General features: G+C 68.6%; 15 protein-coding genes and 1 pseudogene. 5 read left to right on the forward strand and 11 right to left on the reverse strand.

The window, feature by feature from the left end:
* Positions 1-201: 201 nt before the first annotated feature.
* Both K377_RS30445 and K377_RS30450 read left to right on the forward strand, forming a co-directional pair.
* Positions 202-552 carry a DUF6415 family natural product biosynthesis protein gene (locus tag K377_RS30445; protein ID WP_146614776.1) on the forward strand — a complete coding sequence of 117 codons (351 nt, stop codon included), beginning with the start codon at positions 202-204 and terminating at the stop codon, positions 550-552.
* A 352-nt stretch (positions 553-904) separates the two neighbouring features.
* A complete protein-coding gene (locus K377_RS30450) occupies positions 905-1216 on the forward strand; it encodes a hypothetical protein (protein ID WP_111666787.1) in 312 nt (103 codons plus the stop codon).
* 327 nt (positions 1217-1543) lie between these two features.
* On the opposite strand, the gene K377_RS30455 is transcribed toward K377_RS30450, so the two are convergent.
* From K377_RS30455 to K377_RS30465, 3 genes are all read right to left on the reverse strand, one after another.
* Positions 1544-2182, reverse strand: a complete 639-nt coding sequence (locus K377_RS30455) for a hypothetical protein (protein WP_111666788.1) — start codon at positions 2180-2182, stop codon at positions 1544-1546.
* Between the two features lie 198 nt (positions 2183-2380).
* Complete coding sequence (locus tag K377_RS30460; RefSeq protein WP_111666789.1) at positions 2381-2584, reverse strand: cold-shock protein; 204 nt, start codon at positions 2582-2584, stop codon at positions 2381-2383.
* A gap of 178 nt (positions 2585-2762) precedes the next feature.
* Positions 2763-3002, reverse strand: coding sequence for a hypothetical protein (locus tag K377_RS30465; protein ID WP_111666790.1), 240 nt, complete (start codon positions 3000-3002; stop codon positions 2763-2765).
* A 584-nt stretch (positions 3003-3586) separates the two neighbouring features.
* On the opposite strand from K377_RS30465, the gene K377_RS30470 reads away from it, so the two are divergent.
* Complete coding sequence (locus K377_RS30470; RefSeq protein WP_237551302.1) at positions 3587-4294, forward strand: hypothetical protein; 708 nt, start codon at positions 3587-3589, stop codon at positions 4292-4294.
* A 29-nt stretch (positions 4295-4323) separates the two neighbouring features.
* On the opposite strand, the gene K377_RS30475 is transcribed toward K377_RS30470, so the two are convergent.
* From K377_RS30475 to K377_RS30505, 7 genes are all read right to left on the reverse strand, one after another.
* Positions 4324-5439, reverse strand: coding sequence for a DNA glycosylase AlkZ-like family protein (locus K377_RS30475; protein WP_111666792.1), 1116 nt, complete (start codon positions 5437-5439; stop codon positions 4324-4326).
* On the reverse strand, positions 5436-6743 hold the full coding sequence (locus tag K377_RS30480) for an MFS transporter (RefSeq protein WP_237551303.1): 1308 nt from the start codon (positions 6741-6743) through the stop codon (positions 5436-5438). Before K377_RS30480 ends, K377_RS30475 begins: the two co-directional genes overlap by 4 nt.
* Positions 6740-7450: a hypothetical protein gene (locus K377_RS30485; protein WP_202454593.1), complete on the reverse strand. Its 711-nt coding sequence runs from the start codon at positions 7448-7450 to the stop codon at positions 6740-6742. Before K377_RS30485 ends, K377_RS30480 begins: the two co-directional genes overlap by 4 nt.
* A gap of 191 nt (positions 7451-7641) precedes the next feature.
* The gene (locus K377_RS30490; protein ID WP_111666793.1) at positions 7642-8688 is read right to left on the reverse strand and encodes a YncE family protein; all 1047 of its coding nucleotides are present in this window, start codon (positions 8686-8688) and stop codon (positions 7642-7644) included.
* Between the two features lie 62 nt (positions 8689-8750).
* Positions 8751-9374 (reverse strand): TIGR02466 family protein, encoded by a 624-nt coding sequence (locus tag K377_RS30495; protein WP_111666794.1) that lies wholly within the window; start codon positions 9372-9374, stop codon positions 8751-8753.
* A gap of 337 nt (positions 9375-9711) precedes the next feature.
* Entirely contained in the window at positions 9712-10005 is a 294-nt protein-coding gene (locus tag K377_RS42885; protein ID WP_111666795.1) for a helix-turn-helix transcriptional regulator, read from the reverse strand.
* A gap of 41 nt (positions 10006-10046) precedes the next feature.
* Positions 10047-11027 (reverse strand): YncE family protein, encoded by a 981-nt coding sequence (locus tag K377_RS30505; protein ID WP_161194975.1) that lies wholly within the window; start codon positions 11025-11027, stop codon positions 10047-10049.
* Between the two features lie 217 nt (positions 11028-11244).
* Here K377_RS30505 and K377_RS30510 point away from each other — a divergent pair, with 217 nt between their 5' ends.
* The gene (locus K377_RS30510) at positions 11245-11667 is read left to right on the forward strand and encodes a VOC family protein (RefSeq protein WP_111666797.1); all 423 of its coding nucleotides are present in this window, start codon (positions 11245-11247) and stop codon (positions 11665-11667) included.
* An 844-nt stretch (positions 11668-12511) separates the two neighbouring features.
* The gene (locus tag K377_RS30515) at positions 12512-13564 is read left to right on the forward strand and encodes a serine hydrolase domain-containing protein (protein WP_375605974.1); all 1053 of its coding nucleotides are present in this window, start codon (positions 12512-12514) and stop codon (positions 13562-13564) included.
* Positions 13565-13997: 433 nt separating this feature from the next.
* Here the strand turns inward: K377_RS30515 and K377_RS30520 are convergent.
* Positions 13998-15371 (reverse strand): annotated as a pseudogene (locus K377_RS30520) (ISAzo13 family transposase); the annotation flags it as partial.
* Positions 15372-15465: the final 94 nt, after the last annotated feature.

Raw genomic sequence — 15465 nt, forward strand, 5'->3', positions numbered from 1 at the left:
GTGGTTGCAGTTCGTTGCATCAACGTCAGCCCCACGAGGGACGAGGTCAAGACAGAGAACTCGCCATCGACCACGTGAGTGGTGCCATCTGTAACGTTCTGCAACACGCTGGAGAACGAGAAATGCGTGGCTCTACGGTCGCTCTCGCGAGGCAACAACCTCCGCCCGGACGGGGCGGGATGAGCCCTTGTGGAGGCGCGCATGCCCACGATCGAGAACCCGCCGCCGGCACCGGCCGAGAGAATGTCGATCCCGGACCTGTTGCAAGCGGCGCTCGGCGCCGTCCGCGACAGGCCCGACGACGCACTACGGGCGCGTATCGACCTCGAGCTACGGGTCGAGGTCCGGCGGCTGCTGCCGCTGGTGCAGGCGCAGATGGACGCGACCACCCCGCGCACCCGGGCCTGGCACGCACGGGACAAGGCCATAGACACCGCGCGTCAGGAGCTGGCCCGGCCGATCGGTCCGAGCCCGCTGGCCGCGGGGATCGCCCTGGCCGATCTGGGACGCAGCATGCGCACGCTCGATGAGTTCGCCGGGGGTGAGTCGTGACCGATCAGCCGCGGCCGTTGCGGATGCCGCACGTCTGCTTCGACCTGAAGCCGAACGACACCCTGCACTGCACCCGGCCACTCGAGCACGATGGGGACCATCGCAACGTGTACGCCGGCGACACGAGCCCAGATGGTCTTCGGTACGGCGTTGAGTGGCCACGCCGCTCCAGCAGGCCGCAGGCCAGCTGACTCCCGTTCGCCTGCCGAACGAAATGTGTGCGCGAGAACATAAAGCCACAGGCTAAAAGGGACACATTCGAACGTTGAAGGGCAAACCGGTTCCTGTCCTCCGGCCGACTGTGGTTGCTTCGCCCCGGGCAGTGAAGGGAGGAGCGAAGGAGGACGGCACCGTGACGATGATCGAGGATCACGCCGACTATCTGAAGGCTTTCGGCGACGCCGCGGCGGCGCACATCGCGAGCTTGGTCGGCCAGCACGGCGAGCTGACGTCCTGTGCCTTCGCGGAGGATGCCCAGAGCATCTGGGTACGGGCCGCCCTCTCACTGAGCGGCATCACCGCGGAGCGCCGTGGCACGCTGGTCTACACCCGCCGGAACCTGATCGTGCGACGAGCCGGCGGCCCGGTCGACGACGTGCTGTCCGGAGCTGGCCTGTTCGCCAGCGCGGTGATTGAGGACCTCGACAACAGCTGGCGCGCCTAGAAACGCATCGGCCTGTCACCGGCCGCGGCGCGCCGGGCAGCGCGTGAGCTGACCGGCGGCGAATTCTGGACCGCGTGGGGTGCAGTTCACAGCCGAGGGATTTTGTCCCCGCGCCAGGCGTACCGACCCTTGACCCTAAACCAGCTGAGCCCACCGATCCCAACAGGCTTCAGGAGGGATGGCGATCCGGCTGCGTCCTGCACGAGGCGTACAGAGCGGCGCGCCCCAAGCCCTGAAGCAGCCCAGCTCCACCGAGTCCCACGCGAAAACGAGCAAGAGTGAATTGTTGTGGATCGGTTGGTTGTTTCATCGAAGGGTGGCGGTTGGTCACTCTCGCTCGGGGCGGAGCACTACCTCGCTGCCGATGGGGGTGAATCCGCAGGCGAGAAAGGCGCGCAGGGAGCGGGCGTTTCCTGGTGAGACGGCGGCGAAGACCGGTTCGCCTTCGGGGACCAGCGAGAGGGCGTCGGTGAGCAGGGACCGTCCGTGGCCGTGGTTGTCGTTGTGGGAGTGGTGAAGTTCGATGCTCAACTCCCTTCGTCCTGCGAGGCCGTCGGCCAGGGTGATGAGGCCGCGTTCGTCACCGTGGACCGTGACGTTGCTCCGCAGTTCTCGGGCGTGGCGTACGCGTGGGTGTCCGTCTGCGTCGGCGAGTGGCTGCAGGCGCGGTGAGCCGCCGGTGCCGCGGGCGGTGAGCGTGGCGTCGGTGACTCCGATCCAACCCCTGCTGCCGGCGAGGTGACGCAAGAAGTCCGGGGAGAGTGACGCGCCGAAGCCGTCCGGCTTCTGATCGTGGACGGCCCGGTCTGTCAGGGCGGTGGCGACGACGGCGTGGCCGGTGAAGGCGACCGAGCACTCGAGCCCTGCGGGCAGGGGCGGCAGGACGGTCACCCGGCCGTCGACCGGTGGGAACCGGCCGTTGGCCGCGTCGAGGAAGAACGTCAGGAGCGGGTGCGGTTCACCCATGATCGGTCATCCGTCCATCGAGGAGAGATCGGCAGGGAGCGCGTCCGGCAGATTCTATGAACCGGTCGTGGTGGATCACGCCGCGTTGGCCTCGGAGCGTTCGGCGAGGTGGCCGTTTTCGAAGTCGGTGTGCCTGAAGCGCGGAAGAGGGTGCCCGCCGGTCGCGGCGGGCACCCTCTTTCTGCGCTGTGCTCGGTGTCAGCTGCGCACGATGTTCTCGGCCTGGGGGCCCTTCTGGCCCTGGGTGATGTCGAAGGTGACCTTGTCGCCCTCGGTGAGTTCGCGGTAGCCGTTGCCGGAGATGTTGGAGTAGTGGGCGAAGACGTCGGCGCCGCCGCCGTCCTGCTCGATGAAGCCGAAGCCCTTTTCGCTGTTGAACCACTTCACGGTGCCGCTGGCCATACTGCAGTCCTTCACATCACCCGAGGTCCTCAGCAGAGGCCCGGAATCCACACGCACCCCGTTCGGGGTGCTTCGGATCCCATCCTGCCCCACGAGCGACGCGGACAGCCGTCGATCAGGAGGGGCAGGCGGTCCACAGATGGGGCGGTCCACCTTCCGACGGGGAAGTTGGGGCTGTTCAGTAGCGGACCCACAGGACGTAGACGTCGGGGCGGGACGGGCCGAACGGCTCGCAGAAGTAGAGCGCACCCCAGATGTTGCGGCCGGCCTGGCCTGCGGCGTTGCAGTCGGCGAGTGAGGCGTGGTGACTTCGGGCGTAGAAGCCGGGCGGTGCGGCCTCCGCGGTGGCCGCGCCGCCGAGGGCGAGTGCGGATGCAGCAACGGCGGTGGCGACGGCAGCGGCGATACGACGGTACATGGCAGGCCCTCCTGAAGGCGCCGGGCGTCCGGCGCGGAGCATGTCGTGAGGTGGCGTACGAGGTCGTGCTGGCCTGGTGCGTTGACATCGGCTGCGCAGCCGGGATGAACCTAGCGGGCGCTCCACCGGTTGCACAACAGGTCTAGGCCAATACGTCGGTTCGGCTCTCCGCTTTGTCCGAGCTGCCATCGCAGTCAGGTCCACGAGAAGGCTGTGGCCCCTGGCCAGGTTGAGTGCGGCGGCCGGATAGTGAAGCGATGCCCGTTGTACACACGAAGTGTTGAAGCCACCCGTCCCATCAACCGGTCACGGCTGTTAGCTGCGACGTGGATCTCTCAATCCAGGTCGCGCTCCGCGCTGTCCCGCCCCGCTGTTCTGCTGTCCTCCGTGGGCCCAACGTCCCAGGCCGAAGGCAGCCTCAGGAATCCGCTGGGATCTCTGTCAGGCCGGCATTGTGACGTTGGAACAGGGCTCATCGGATTCGGTTCCCGGGACTTGGCAGCGTTGTTCGGCCGGACGTCTGGGACGAGTTGTGAGCGTGGGTCATGTACACGAGCGGCAGGTCGACGCGGGATGATGCTGCGATGCTGAGTGCGATTGACGCGGTGGACTGGGAGGCCGTACCTGGTCATCCCGACTGGTACGACCCGGCTCGCGCCGCACAGGGGCTGCGCATGTTGGCAGGCGCGTCGAACCTCGTGCAGGCGGCGCAGGCCGGGTCGCTGCTTGGCGGTGGTGGAATCGTCCATGGCCATAGTGCTGCGGTGTTTCCGGCGGCTGTGGCCGCGGCCCCTCTGCTTCTCGACATCGTCCAGCAAGGTCACCCGGCCGCGCGGGAAACTGCCTTGGGGCTGGTCGATGAGGCCTTGTCGTCGTATCCCCATGCCCACTACACGCGGGTGACGACGTCTTATGGCACAGGGATTCCGATTTGCTGTGCCGTCGCCCACCATGTGCGGGCCCGGAGGGAACTGTTGGCTTCACTGGGCAAACGCGGCAGGGCTCTGCTGGACGATGCGGCCGAGCACTGGCGTTTCGAGATCCGGGAGTGCGTCGCCGACGGCAGGGACACGGCGGCCTTCGGGATCCTGGAGAGCTGCTTCCCGGACGGCGTGCAGGCGGTGGAACGGAATGTGGACGGTGAACTCGTCGTGCTGGATGAGGTAGCCCTTGAGTACCCGCCCACGGACGGCGTTCTGGATGCGTGCCTGCGGGTAAGGGGACGGCCTCCACGCGACGTGCCGTCGGGAGCGGTTCTCTACTCGGCGGAATGTGGCGAGCGCGTGCACTGAGCGGGCTTCTCCCGGTGTGCGATTACGGTTCAGGCCCCGTCGAAGGTGGCGGCGGTGCCGGGCTGCAGTGAGCGGGTCAGCCGGTCGAGTGCTTCGGATGTCAGCTGGCGCGCGTGGGGTGGAGCGTCGGGTTCGATGGTGGTGCGCAGTGCGGTGATGGTGTGGTCGGTGCGGGTGAGGTCGGCGCGGGCGATGAGCCGGTCGTTGTGGAGGAGGGGGCATACGTAGTAGCCGTGGGGGCGTTGCGCGGCGGGTTTGTAGGTGTCGAGTGTGTGGGTGAAGCCGAACAGGCGCTGGGTGCGGGGCCGGTTGAAGATGAGGTTGTCGAAGGGGCCGAGGAACCTGCTCGTGGCGTCGGGCGGGTTGTCGGCGTCTTCGAGGGCGTCGGGGTGGATCCAGGTGGGGGCTTTCCAGCCGGGGACAGCCGCGTGCAGGAGCGGGGTCCGGGCCAGGTGCGCGGTTGCGGTCCGCACGGGGATGCGGAGGTAGTCGGCGAGGTCGCTGGTGGTGGCGATGCCGAGGGCGCGTCCGGCGTGGGTCAGCAGGGCGGTGAGGCATTCCTCGTCGCTGAGCGCGTCCCCGGCCTGCACCGGGTGTTGTTCGGGCAGGTCGTAGAGGCGTTCCCAGCGGTGGTTGCGGGCTGTGCAGATGAGGTCGCCGGCCCAGAGCATGAACTCGGTGGCTCGTTTGACCGGGCCCCAGGACCAGCCGGTGCTGGCCGCGGCCGCCGGTGGACGCAGATCGCGTGAGGCTAGCGGTCCGTGCTCGCGGATCAGGTTCAGGATGCGGTCGCGTTCTGCGGGCGGCGGGTACTCGGGGCGCCGTCGGGAGGCGCGGCGGCGGAACGCCCACAGCGGCCAGTCGGCGAGCGGGACCAGGGCGTGGGCGTGCGCCGGGTACTCGAAGGCGGCCGGCTGCGCCTGCAGGGCCGCGTCGATCTCGGTGGCGGTGAGGTCGGGCAGGCGGGCGGCGAGGGTGAGTTGGTGGGCGCGGGCCAGCACGTTGGTGGAGTCGATCTGGATCAGGCGCAGCCGCTTCAGGACGGTGGCCGGTGTCGCTGCGGGCGGGCTGGGGTGCAGTCCGCTGGCGGCGATGGCGATCCGGCGGGCCTGCACGGGCGACACCGGCGCCCGCTCGCCGTTCATGTGCGGGCCGCCGTGGTGCTGCCGGACGGAGGCGAAGCCGGCGCGGTCTGTGGAGTCTTCGCTGGTGCGGGGTTCTTCGGGGTGGGCAGGAGCACGGCGGCCAGTATGCCGCCGGCGGCGCATGCGGCGAGGAGGGTGAGCGCGGACGTGAAGTGGGCGCGGGCGGCCATCGCGCCGATGATCGCGGCGACGATCCCGTTGGCGACGTCCGTGCTGGCCGGGATCCAGCTGTTGGCCTCGGTGCGCACGTCGTCGGTGGCGTGCGCGTCGACGAGGAGGAAGGCGGTGATGAACAGCGGGGTGACGAACAGGCCGGACGCGGCCAGCAGCACGGCGAGCAGCCACGGCGTGTGGGCCAGCGGCAGCAGGCAGGCGGGCGCGGCGAATCCGGCGGTCAGCAACCGGTACAGCCGCCACAGGGGGATGCGGCCGGTGGGGAGGGCGGCGTAGAGGAGTCCGCCGACGACGCCGCCGGCCGAGAGGGAGGCGAGCAGCGGTCCGATCAGGGCCGGGGTGTGCTGGTGCTGGAGGTAGGCGGGCACGTAGATGCCGGTCCCGCCGAAGAGGCAGCCCATGACGAGCATCGGGATCAGGATCATCAGCAGGGTGGGCTGGGCGAGCGGGCCGAGCCAGCGGTACGCGCGCTGGCCGGTGCCGGTGCGTGGAGGCCCGGCCGGTGGCGCGGTGGGGATGAGTTCCCAGGTGCGGGCGGCCACCAGATAGCAGGTGATGACGGTCAGGAAGGCGGCGACGGCTGCTTCGTAGGCGGGGATCGGTCCGAGGAGGGCGAGCAGGGCTCCCGCGGTCAGGGGTGCGACGACGAATCCGGCTTCCTCCAGGATGCTGTCGGCGGTGTGCACGGTCTTCAGGTGGGTGGGGTCGGGGATCAGGCGGCGCCAGGAGGAGCGCAGTGCGGCGTTCAGCGGCGGGCTGGACAGGGCGGCGCCCAGGACGAGGGCGAGGGTGGACGGCCACGGCCAGTGGGCGTGGACGCTGAATGCCGAGGCAGTGGTCAGGGCCATGGCGGTGCTGCCCATGAGGACGAGGGCGTGGCGGTGGCCAGCTCGGTCCAGCAGGCGGGCGCGCAGCGGGGCGAGGACGGCCAGGATCAGGGTGGTGCTGCCGCCGACGAGGGCGGCGCGGCCGTAGCCGTAGGTGTCGGCGAGCGCCAGGAGCAGGGTGACGGGCAGGACGGCGGCGGTGGTGCGGGCGGCGAACGCCAGGGCCAGCAGCGGGCCGACGGGCGCCCGCACGACCAACGTCAACCGGCGTGTGGGGGAGGAGTTTTCGGCGCGCGCGGTCATTCGGCCTCCTGTCCCGGCCTCGACTCCGGGTGCGGATCGTCGGCTGCGGTCGTGGCGGTGGCGCGCAGGGTGTCGGCGTGCAGTAGGACGAGGCGGGCCACCGGCTGCCCGCGGGTGACGGTGAGGGGGCGCCGCGGAGCGACGGCGATACTCATCCCGCCGCGCGTGCGCATGGCGTTGACGCTCTTCGCCGAGATGACCCCGAGCGGGATGTCGAGGCCGTCGACGTCCAGCGGCATCACCATCAGGAAGGTGTGCTCGGGGAGGTGCGCGCTCCAGCCCAGCCGCCATTCGACGGTGCCCTGGCCGTTGGGCACGAACATGCCCTCCCAGCCGGCCGGGGTGCGGTAGTCGCCCAGGTGCAGCCACTCGGCCTGCTTGGTCGCGATCCAGTCCGGGCCGCGCTGCCACAGCCCTTCGCGGCCCAGCAGCCGGCCGGTGCGCGGCGCGTCCTCGGCGGAGGCGAGGGCGACGCCGAGGTCGTTGAGCGGGCTCATCGGCACGGTGACAGGCGAGCGCACCTGCCAGCCCAGTTCCTGTCCCAGCACCCACGGCGGACAGTCGGCGGGCAGCCGGGGGATGCGCAGATAACGGAAGTTCTCGGCGTAGGCGTCGCGTTCGGCGCGCGCCGCCGCCCGCTCGACGCGGTGCTTGTCCGGCACCAGCGCCCAGGGCTGGAGGGCAGTGAACTGAACCGCAGGAGCCATGCGTTCTGCTTTCTGGCAAAGAGCGGGCGGCCGCCGGACAGGCTCGGCGGCCGCAACCGGATCGGAGAACACCAACAGGATCGAGCGACCGCGGGGCCCGGAGCTCCTGCAGGGCCCCGGGCCCCGCGGTCGAAGACAGGGGCCGGGACAGAGGTGATGTCGGCGCGGGCTGTCCCGCCCCCTGGCACGGATCAGGCGGGGCTGTCGGCGCGGTCCAGGCGCCGCTCGCGTTCCTCGGGCGTGAGCGTGTCGAGGTCGAACATGGTCACCGAGCACGGCCCGTACCCGACCACGACCTCCTCGTAGGTGAACGCGCCTTCCTCACGGTCCAGCGGCGCCGAGTTCAGGTCGACCATGGTCAGGGAGTTCGGGCCGAAGTGCGGGTGGCCCTCCATCGTCAGGTTGGCGCGGGAGAAGTTGGTGACATAGACGGTCTGGTCGCTGTCGACGACGAGGCCGCGCGGGCCCGAGCCGACCGGGATCGTGCGCGCGACCTGCAGGGTGTTCACGTCGACGACGATGATGCTGGACAGGTTCTCCACCGTCACCAGCGCGAACCGCCCGTCGTCGGTGAAGGCCACCGCCCGCCCGCCGCTGGAACCGACGGAAACGTGACTGCACACCTCGCTCGCCACGTCGATGACGGTCAGGTAGTCGGCCTGGGTGTTGGCGACGAACACCTTTCGTCCGTCGGGGTGGACAGCCAGGCTGTAGGGGTGGGCCTCGCGGTCGACGACGATCTGGGATACCTCGGCGACCTGTTCGGGCGCGCCGGCGATGAGCGGGCTGATGTCGAGCTTGCTGATGTAGCCCTCGCCCCACACGCACACGTACGCCAGCCGGCCGTCGGCGCTGATGCCCATATGCCGCGGATCGCGCCCCGTCTCGATCTGACGGACCTCGACGTTGAGCTCGAGGTCGACCACGGAGACGGTGTTGGAGCCCGAGTTCGACACCAGCAGGTAGCGCTCGCCGGGCACGATGGCCATGCCGCGCGGCCCGTGACCGACCTCGATGCGCCGCACTTCGCGCAGCGAGACCGCGTCGATCTCGGAGAGCGTGTTCTGGCTGGTGTTGCAGACGAAACCGCGACCGCCGCGGGTGAACTTCACACCGCCGCGCGGCGCGTTGCCCACCGGGATCTGCGCGACCCGCCGGTGCTCGCCGGGACCGGTCTTCGACACGACGGAGACCACGCCGTCGTCGGTGTCGGTCGAGAAGAACTGCACATTACGCATGATGGCTTCTTTCTCTTGGCGTCAGCCCGCCGGCCGGATGCCGGACAGGCCACTCTGGGGAATCAGGCAAGAACGTAGGAGAGGTTCCAGGCGATGGAGATCCGCACCGATTCGTCTTGGAACTCGGGAACCGAATGCCGAAGCCAGCCAGGGAAAAGCAACAGCTCGCCCGGCGTGCAGGAAAGCCGCATCCGATGGCTGTCGCCGGCCAGGGAAATCCCTGAGTCGAAATAGTCGACACCCGGGCGTGGATCAAGGAACTCGATGTCGCAAGCCCCGGGCGCTGCCAGGTAATACACAGCCGACCAGGCGGTGTTGGGGTGGAAGTGCGCCTCGTGCCGGTCACCGGCCCGGTAGAGCGATGCCCAGCTGCGGCTCGCCGCCACCCGCACCTGCCGGCCCGCCGCACCGTGCTCCTCCCCCTCGAGCGCGGAGGAGCGGGCGAACGCTTCGGTCAGCGACAGGCCGGTCAGGGATTCGACGAAGCGCCCGGCGGCCGAGCACACCCATCGAGTCAGCCGCACCGCAGGCGGCCCGCCCCACTGCGTGAACTCGCCCGCTGTCTCGCTCTTGTAGCCGAAGTCCTTCGCCTGCGCCCCCGAACGCGCCAGAACCGTTTGCGTCAGATCACCGGACACGTCGGCGGCATCAGGAAACGTCATACGGGCAACGGGCGTGGAGAACATCTGCGAGATCCTGGCCCTCGAAGCGGTCTGTCCTGTTTCCCCCGCCGATTCCTGAACCGTCACGAACAACCCCCAAAAGAAGGCACGCTGATTCGCTCCGAAAAGACAATGGCCCGAGTCGGGCGCGAAAACAGTCTGTGTCGTACATGCGTAACCTGGCAAGCTATTCGAGCACGCTCAAAACCGGCGCACGCCCGCCTACCGAACCACCGAATACGCGCCCACGGTTAACGGGAAAGAGGCCCCGCTTGGGGGCCCCAAAAGCCACTGAACGCGGCAGAGTTCACGCCGGCAACACGAGCCACCGTTCGCCGCTACCGGGCGACCGGCCGATGTCCTAGTCCGGTGCGCCGCCGAGGAGAACGGCGCCGCGCTTCACCAGCGAGTGGTGCACGCTCCCACCGCTACGGCGGGTCGCAATGAGCCCGGAGCACCGCAGGACCGCCGTGTGGTGGGAGATCGTGGCCGCGGACACCCCAACCCCCTCCGCCAGAGCCGAGGTGGTGCAACCCGGATGATCGGCCACTATCAGCAACACCGCAGCTCTCGTCGGCCCCAACAGAGCAGGCAGACCACGCCTTTCGGCGCTCCCGCCGAAAGGGCGCCGTCCCGATGCGCCGCAATCACACATGACACTCCTCGGACCGCAGCCGCCACCCGCAGCGGCGCGATTCAGGTCTCGTCGAAGTCCGAATCCGCCAGAACGGCGACACTGCACGGTGCGCGGCCGGCGGCGATGCTCTCGAACTGCGGACGGCCGTCCTCGGTGGACAGATCCACTCCGTCGAGATGGACGACCGCAACCCGGCCCGACCACGGCAGCGCGCAGTACACCGTCTGATCCGCAGGATCGATCGTGATATCCCTCGGCCGTGCGCCCAAGGTGATCGTGCGGCTCACCGTGCACTCCAGCAAGTCGACCACAGCGATCAGTCCCGGCCGCTCCACGGCGACGAGGAGAAACCCCTCACCGACGCTGACCGCGCCGACTGCGCCGCCCGCGGACACGGCAGCCGCCGCGGGAAGCGCGACGCTGGCAAGCATCAGGCCCGACGTGAGATCGAGTAGCGGCAGCCGGGGGCCTCGACGGGTCAGCACCACGGCCGTCCCTCCACCCGTCGGCACCACCAGGCAGGGCTGCACGTGCCGGCCCAGCATGCTGCGCCAGACCAACTCCACTGCCCCTGAGCCATTCTCATGGAGAGCAGTCAGATCCAGGCGGCAGACCGTCCCTGCACCCTGTTCACTCACGTAGGCACTCAAGCCGTCCTCGGCGGTGACGACGTGGCGGGGCTCGCGGCCGACCGCGATGCGCTGTGTCTCGCGCGCAGTGCGGGTGTCGATGACGGAGACCGCGTCGGAGCCGGCGTTGCAGACGAGCACGTACGCAGTACCAGGGACCGCGGCCAGGCTGCAGGGCGCCCACCCCACCACGATCTCGCCGATCCGGCGGCCCAGCCGCAGATCGACGATGCCCACCCTGTTGGACAGCCGGGCCGCGACCAGAGCACGGCCGGGCTCTGTCGGCAGGACGGAAGTGCTGCCGTTGCCGCAGTCGATCTGACCCGCAAAGCCGTACGAGGACGGCCCTGTCTTGCCCAGCAGGATCAGACGGCCGCCCGCTGGATCCACGGCACACAGGACGACTCCCACCCGCACCCTCCCGCACCTTCCGCAGGCCGCCACACGGCCGCCCGCGTCCTCAGGTCTTCCCGGACGAACTACCGCCACGAATATGCCGCTAGACGAAGGAAGAGTGAACTGTCCACAAGTAGGCGCTAACTGACTGATCGCGGCATCTTGAAGGGAATCAGCACCTCCGGTATAGCCTGCACAGGCCTACACCGCCGACCCGCAGGAGAACCCGCTCGTGCCGGACCCCGCCACGTCCCCAACCCCGCCACCGGCAGGAGCCCTCCACCACGTCGAGATCTGGGTCCCCGACCTCACCCGGGCCATCACGCAATGGGGCTGGCTCCTGGAAAGCCTCGGCTACACCCTCCACCAGAACTGGGAGAACGGACGCAGCTGGCGCCACAGCCACACCTACCTCGTCTTCGAGCAGTCACCCGCACTCACCGCACACCGCCACGACCGCTGCGCACCCGGCCTCAACCACCTCGCCTTCCACGTGCCGAACGCCGACGAGGTCGATGCCCTCACCAAGAAGGCCCTGGAGCACGGCTGGACGCTCCTCTTTCCCGACCGCCACCCCCACGCGGGCGGCCCGCAACAGCACGCCGCATACCTGGAGAACAGCGACGGCTTCGAGATCGAGCTGGTCGCATACTGAAGAACCTTCGGCTCGGCGGCGGCCCTGACGGGAGTCCGCGCTGACGTAACTCATGCAGGGCGAGGAACAGGAGCCGCCAGCGTGGGCACACACTCCCGTGGACGGTGCATCTGTGGATGCGATCGTCCTCACCCACCTCACTCACCCCAAGCCATATGAATACCCCAGTCCTGGCAGCGCCCTCACCAGAAGGCTCAGTCGTGGGGGGAAGAGACCAGACCACACGGACCTACCAGGACCGTAGATCTGTGAGCAGCGCGGGGTGACGTAGTGCCCTGCGCGCCATCGCCTCACGGGTGCGGTCGGCGCTTCGTTCGTGATGTCACTTGGGTCCGGCATCTGCGTTGTCGCCGGGCCCACTCCTGTATTTGCGTCAACTCCCCGACTGGCGGGACGTGTCGCCCCTCTCGGCCGGTCGTTGCAGTGTTCGGAAACGGCGAGGTGCACTGCCGGTCACCGGCCGGTCCCAGTCCTCGAACCCTGGGACCGGCCGATCACGCAGGATTGAGCTAATCCCTCACCAGGGGCAAGAGGCTCGCCGCAGACTCACCGTGCCACCACGCACGGATCTGGGAACCGCTCGACACCGCGCGGCTGCGTCTGCCACTGGTCGCACAGTTTGGCCAGAATCGTCTGAGGGGCGGGCGGCGACACCCCGTCGGTCTGGCCCTGGTGGCAGCCCCCGGACTGTACGGGTGCCTGCCGGGGGGAGGAGAGGGAGGACGGTCGGGTGGGCGAGGGCCCTGGGCTTTGCTGGGATGGGCGAAACGAAAGGGGAAGCATCATGCCCACACCTCGTCTGTCACGCCGAACGGTCCTGACCATCGGTACGGCCTCGGCTCTGATGGGTCTGTCCGGCGGGACGGTGACAGCGTTTGCGAATCCTCCACAGGGCCCGGCCACCCCCGAGTCCGCATTACCGGGGAGTGATCTACAGCGACAGGTGGACGCGATTACGGCGACCGGCGTCGCGGGGGCAGCCGCGGAGGTGATGTCGCCGAGCGGCGTGCGCCGGGCGTTTGCCAGGACTCCGGCCGAGGGCCGGTTCCGGATCGGGAGCCTCACCAAGACCTTCACGGCGACGGTCGCCCTCCAGCTCGAAGGTCTGAAGCTGGACGCACCCGTACGTCATTGGCTGCCGGAGGTGACGCGCGACATCACCGTACGCGACCTGCTGCAGCACACCAGCGGTCTGCTCGACCCCGAGATCCCGGCACTGACCAGTGCGGAGGGCTACCGGGCGCAGCGGTTGCGGAGCTACAGGCCCAAAGAGCTTGCACGCGCAGCGTTTCGGTTGGGTACGGCGCCGGGGAGATGGTCGTATGCCAACACCAATTACCTGCTCACGGCGATGCTCATCGAGCGCATCACCGGCCGGAGTTGGGCTGCGGAGATCACCGAACGGATCATCCGACCGCTGGGCCTCGATGCCACCAGCGCCCCCGGCACATCACCGTTCATTGCGGGCCCGCACGCGCGGGGCTGGGCATCGTTCGGCAGCGATACGCCGCTCGACGTCACACTCCTCAATCCCAGCATGGCTGTCGGCTCCGGTGCCCTCATCAGCAGCGTTCATGACCTCGGCCGCTTCTACGCCGCCCTGCTCGGCGGCGAACTGCTCCCACCGGCTCGGCTGGCCGAAATGACCACCACCGTTTTGGCACCCGGACTCGGTATCGAGGGCGCCCGGTACGGACTCGGCATCGCCGAACTGCCGCTTCCTGGAGGTGGCAGTTTCTACTCCCACTTCGGCGAACTGCTCGGCTACCAGGCCTGGGCCGGCGTCACGACGGACGGCTCGCGAACGGCAGTCGTGTACGTCACCGGGGACGGCACTGAAGCAACGATGGGCGCGATGGCTGCACTGATCGAAGGCGGCATCGGGGGCTCACGCTGACATCAGAAACCCCCACGCGTTGCCCGTGCACGACGTGACCGGAGCGGGACTGGGCCGTAACCGCAGCGTCGTCGGCGGACGAAGCCGGGAAGCCGATTGCGTACGGGTGGTGAGTGCCGGGTGCGGCGATTACGAGACGGTCCCAAGAGGGTGTTGCACAACGCCCGAACGATCTCCAGATCCGGCCTGCGAGCACCGGCAGGTGCGGTGGAAAACGGTGCACAAGCGGGCAGTTGATCATGTCCGTGGGGGCTGAATCGGAGCGTGATCGGCGTTGTGCAACCCCCTTTACTCATCGGCTGGATCCGCAACGGGAAAGACCCCGAGTCGTCGGGGGCAAGTCGCATGACCATACCAAAGGGAGAAATTTTGGTGATCGGACACGAGGGCGAGCGTGGCCGGTTCAGCCGCCCCGACTCCAAGTCTATTGACCTTCCTCACGTAACTCGTCCAGTTTCTGGTCGAGTTGGTCGACGAGTTCGGCCAGCTCCGGTTCGGGCATCCCGGTCAGCTCCGGGTTGCGCAGACACCCGGTGCAGGGCTGTGAGGGCAGGCTGTCAGCTGATCGCGGGGTCTTGGTTGTGGTGGTGTCTCGCGGTGAGGGGGGGAGGGTGTAGTTCCAGTCACCGTGGAAGCGGTGCCGGTGCATGGGCAGGGCGTCGATGTCGCTGTCGGTGACCTTGACGCCGGTGTCGTAGGTCCCCGGGTCGAGTTCGGCGTGGACTGTGAGCCCGGTGCGGGTAGTGGTCGCCGCGATGCTCTTCACGATGACGTCATGACTGGTCAGAGGACGGCCTCGCCAGTTCATGGAGATGTGGGAGAACAGCCGGTGCTCGATTTTGTTCCACTTCGAGGTGCCCGGCGGCATGTGGCAGACCGTGATGCTCAGGCCCGTCTCGGCGGCCAGGGCGGCGAGTTCGGCCTTCCAGGCGCGGGTGCGATAGCCGTTGGACCCACCTGCGTCCGCGGTGATCAGTAGCCGGTTGGCCGCCGGATAGTCGTGCCGGCCTCGGCCCTGCCACCAGCGGCGGATGGAGGCGACAGCGAAGGCAGCAGTGTCGTGATCGGTGCCGACGCTGACCCAGCCGGTGTTCGCAGCGATGTCGTAGATCCCGTACGGGATCGCCTTCCCCGGCCCCTGGCGGTCCAGGAAGTCGTGCGTCTTGACCAGTGACGGCTCACTCTGGGGCCGCCACTGACGGCCGGCGTTCTTGTAGTCGCCGACGAGTTCCTTCTTCTTCGTGTCCACGCTGATCACCGGCTGGCCTGCATTCATGTGTTCCCGGGCTCGCTCGCTGATGTAGCGGAACTGGCCGTCGCGGTCCGGATGCTGTCTGCCCTCGAGCGTCTTGGCGCCAGCCTGAAGGCTGAAGCCCTCCTCCCGCAGCAGGTCTCCGACGGTGTCCGCGCTCACCTTGTGTCCCTGTCGGGTGAGCTCGGCGGCCAGGCTTCTGGTCGACTTCACCGTCCACCGCAACGGCGACATCGGATCACCCCGCTCGTCCGGTTCCACAAGCTCCAGTAGCGCGGATCGCAGCTCCGGATCAAGATCCACGGCCCGTTTACGGCCACCACCGGGCCTGCGGACCCGTCCCAACGGAGCCTCACTGGCCCCCGACTCGGCGACCCCTTTGCGGACCGTCGTCTCGCTGACCTGGGCTGCCCTCGCGACCGCCCGGATGCCGCCGTGCCCCAAGGCCCGCGCCTCCGCACCCATCAGCAAACGGCGCTGCCGCTCGTCCAGGTGCGGGAACAACACCCCGAACTTGGTGTGGAGTTGACCTCGAGTCTCGTCAGATATGCCCATGCCAGGTAAACGAGCCCACCGAGATCAAAGCAACACGTTGATTCTCTGCGAGCCCTTAGGCACGCTTTCGGTGTGGCGCTCGGTTTTGAGTGCG

It is taken from the genome of Streptomyces sp. PsTaAH-137 (assembly GCF_003259365.1).
Taxonomy (GTDB): Bacteria; Actinomycetota; Actinomycetes; order Streptomycetales; family Streptomycetaceae; genus Streptomyces.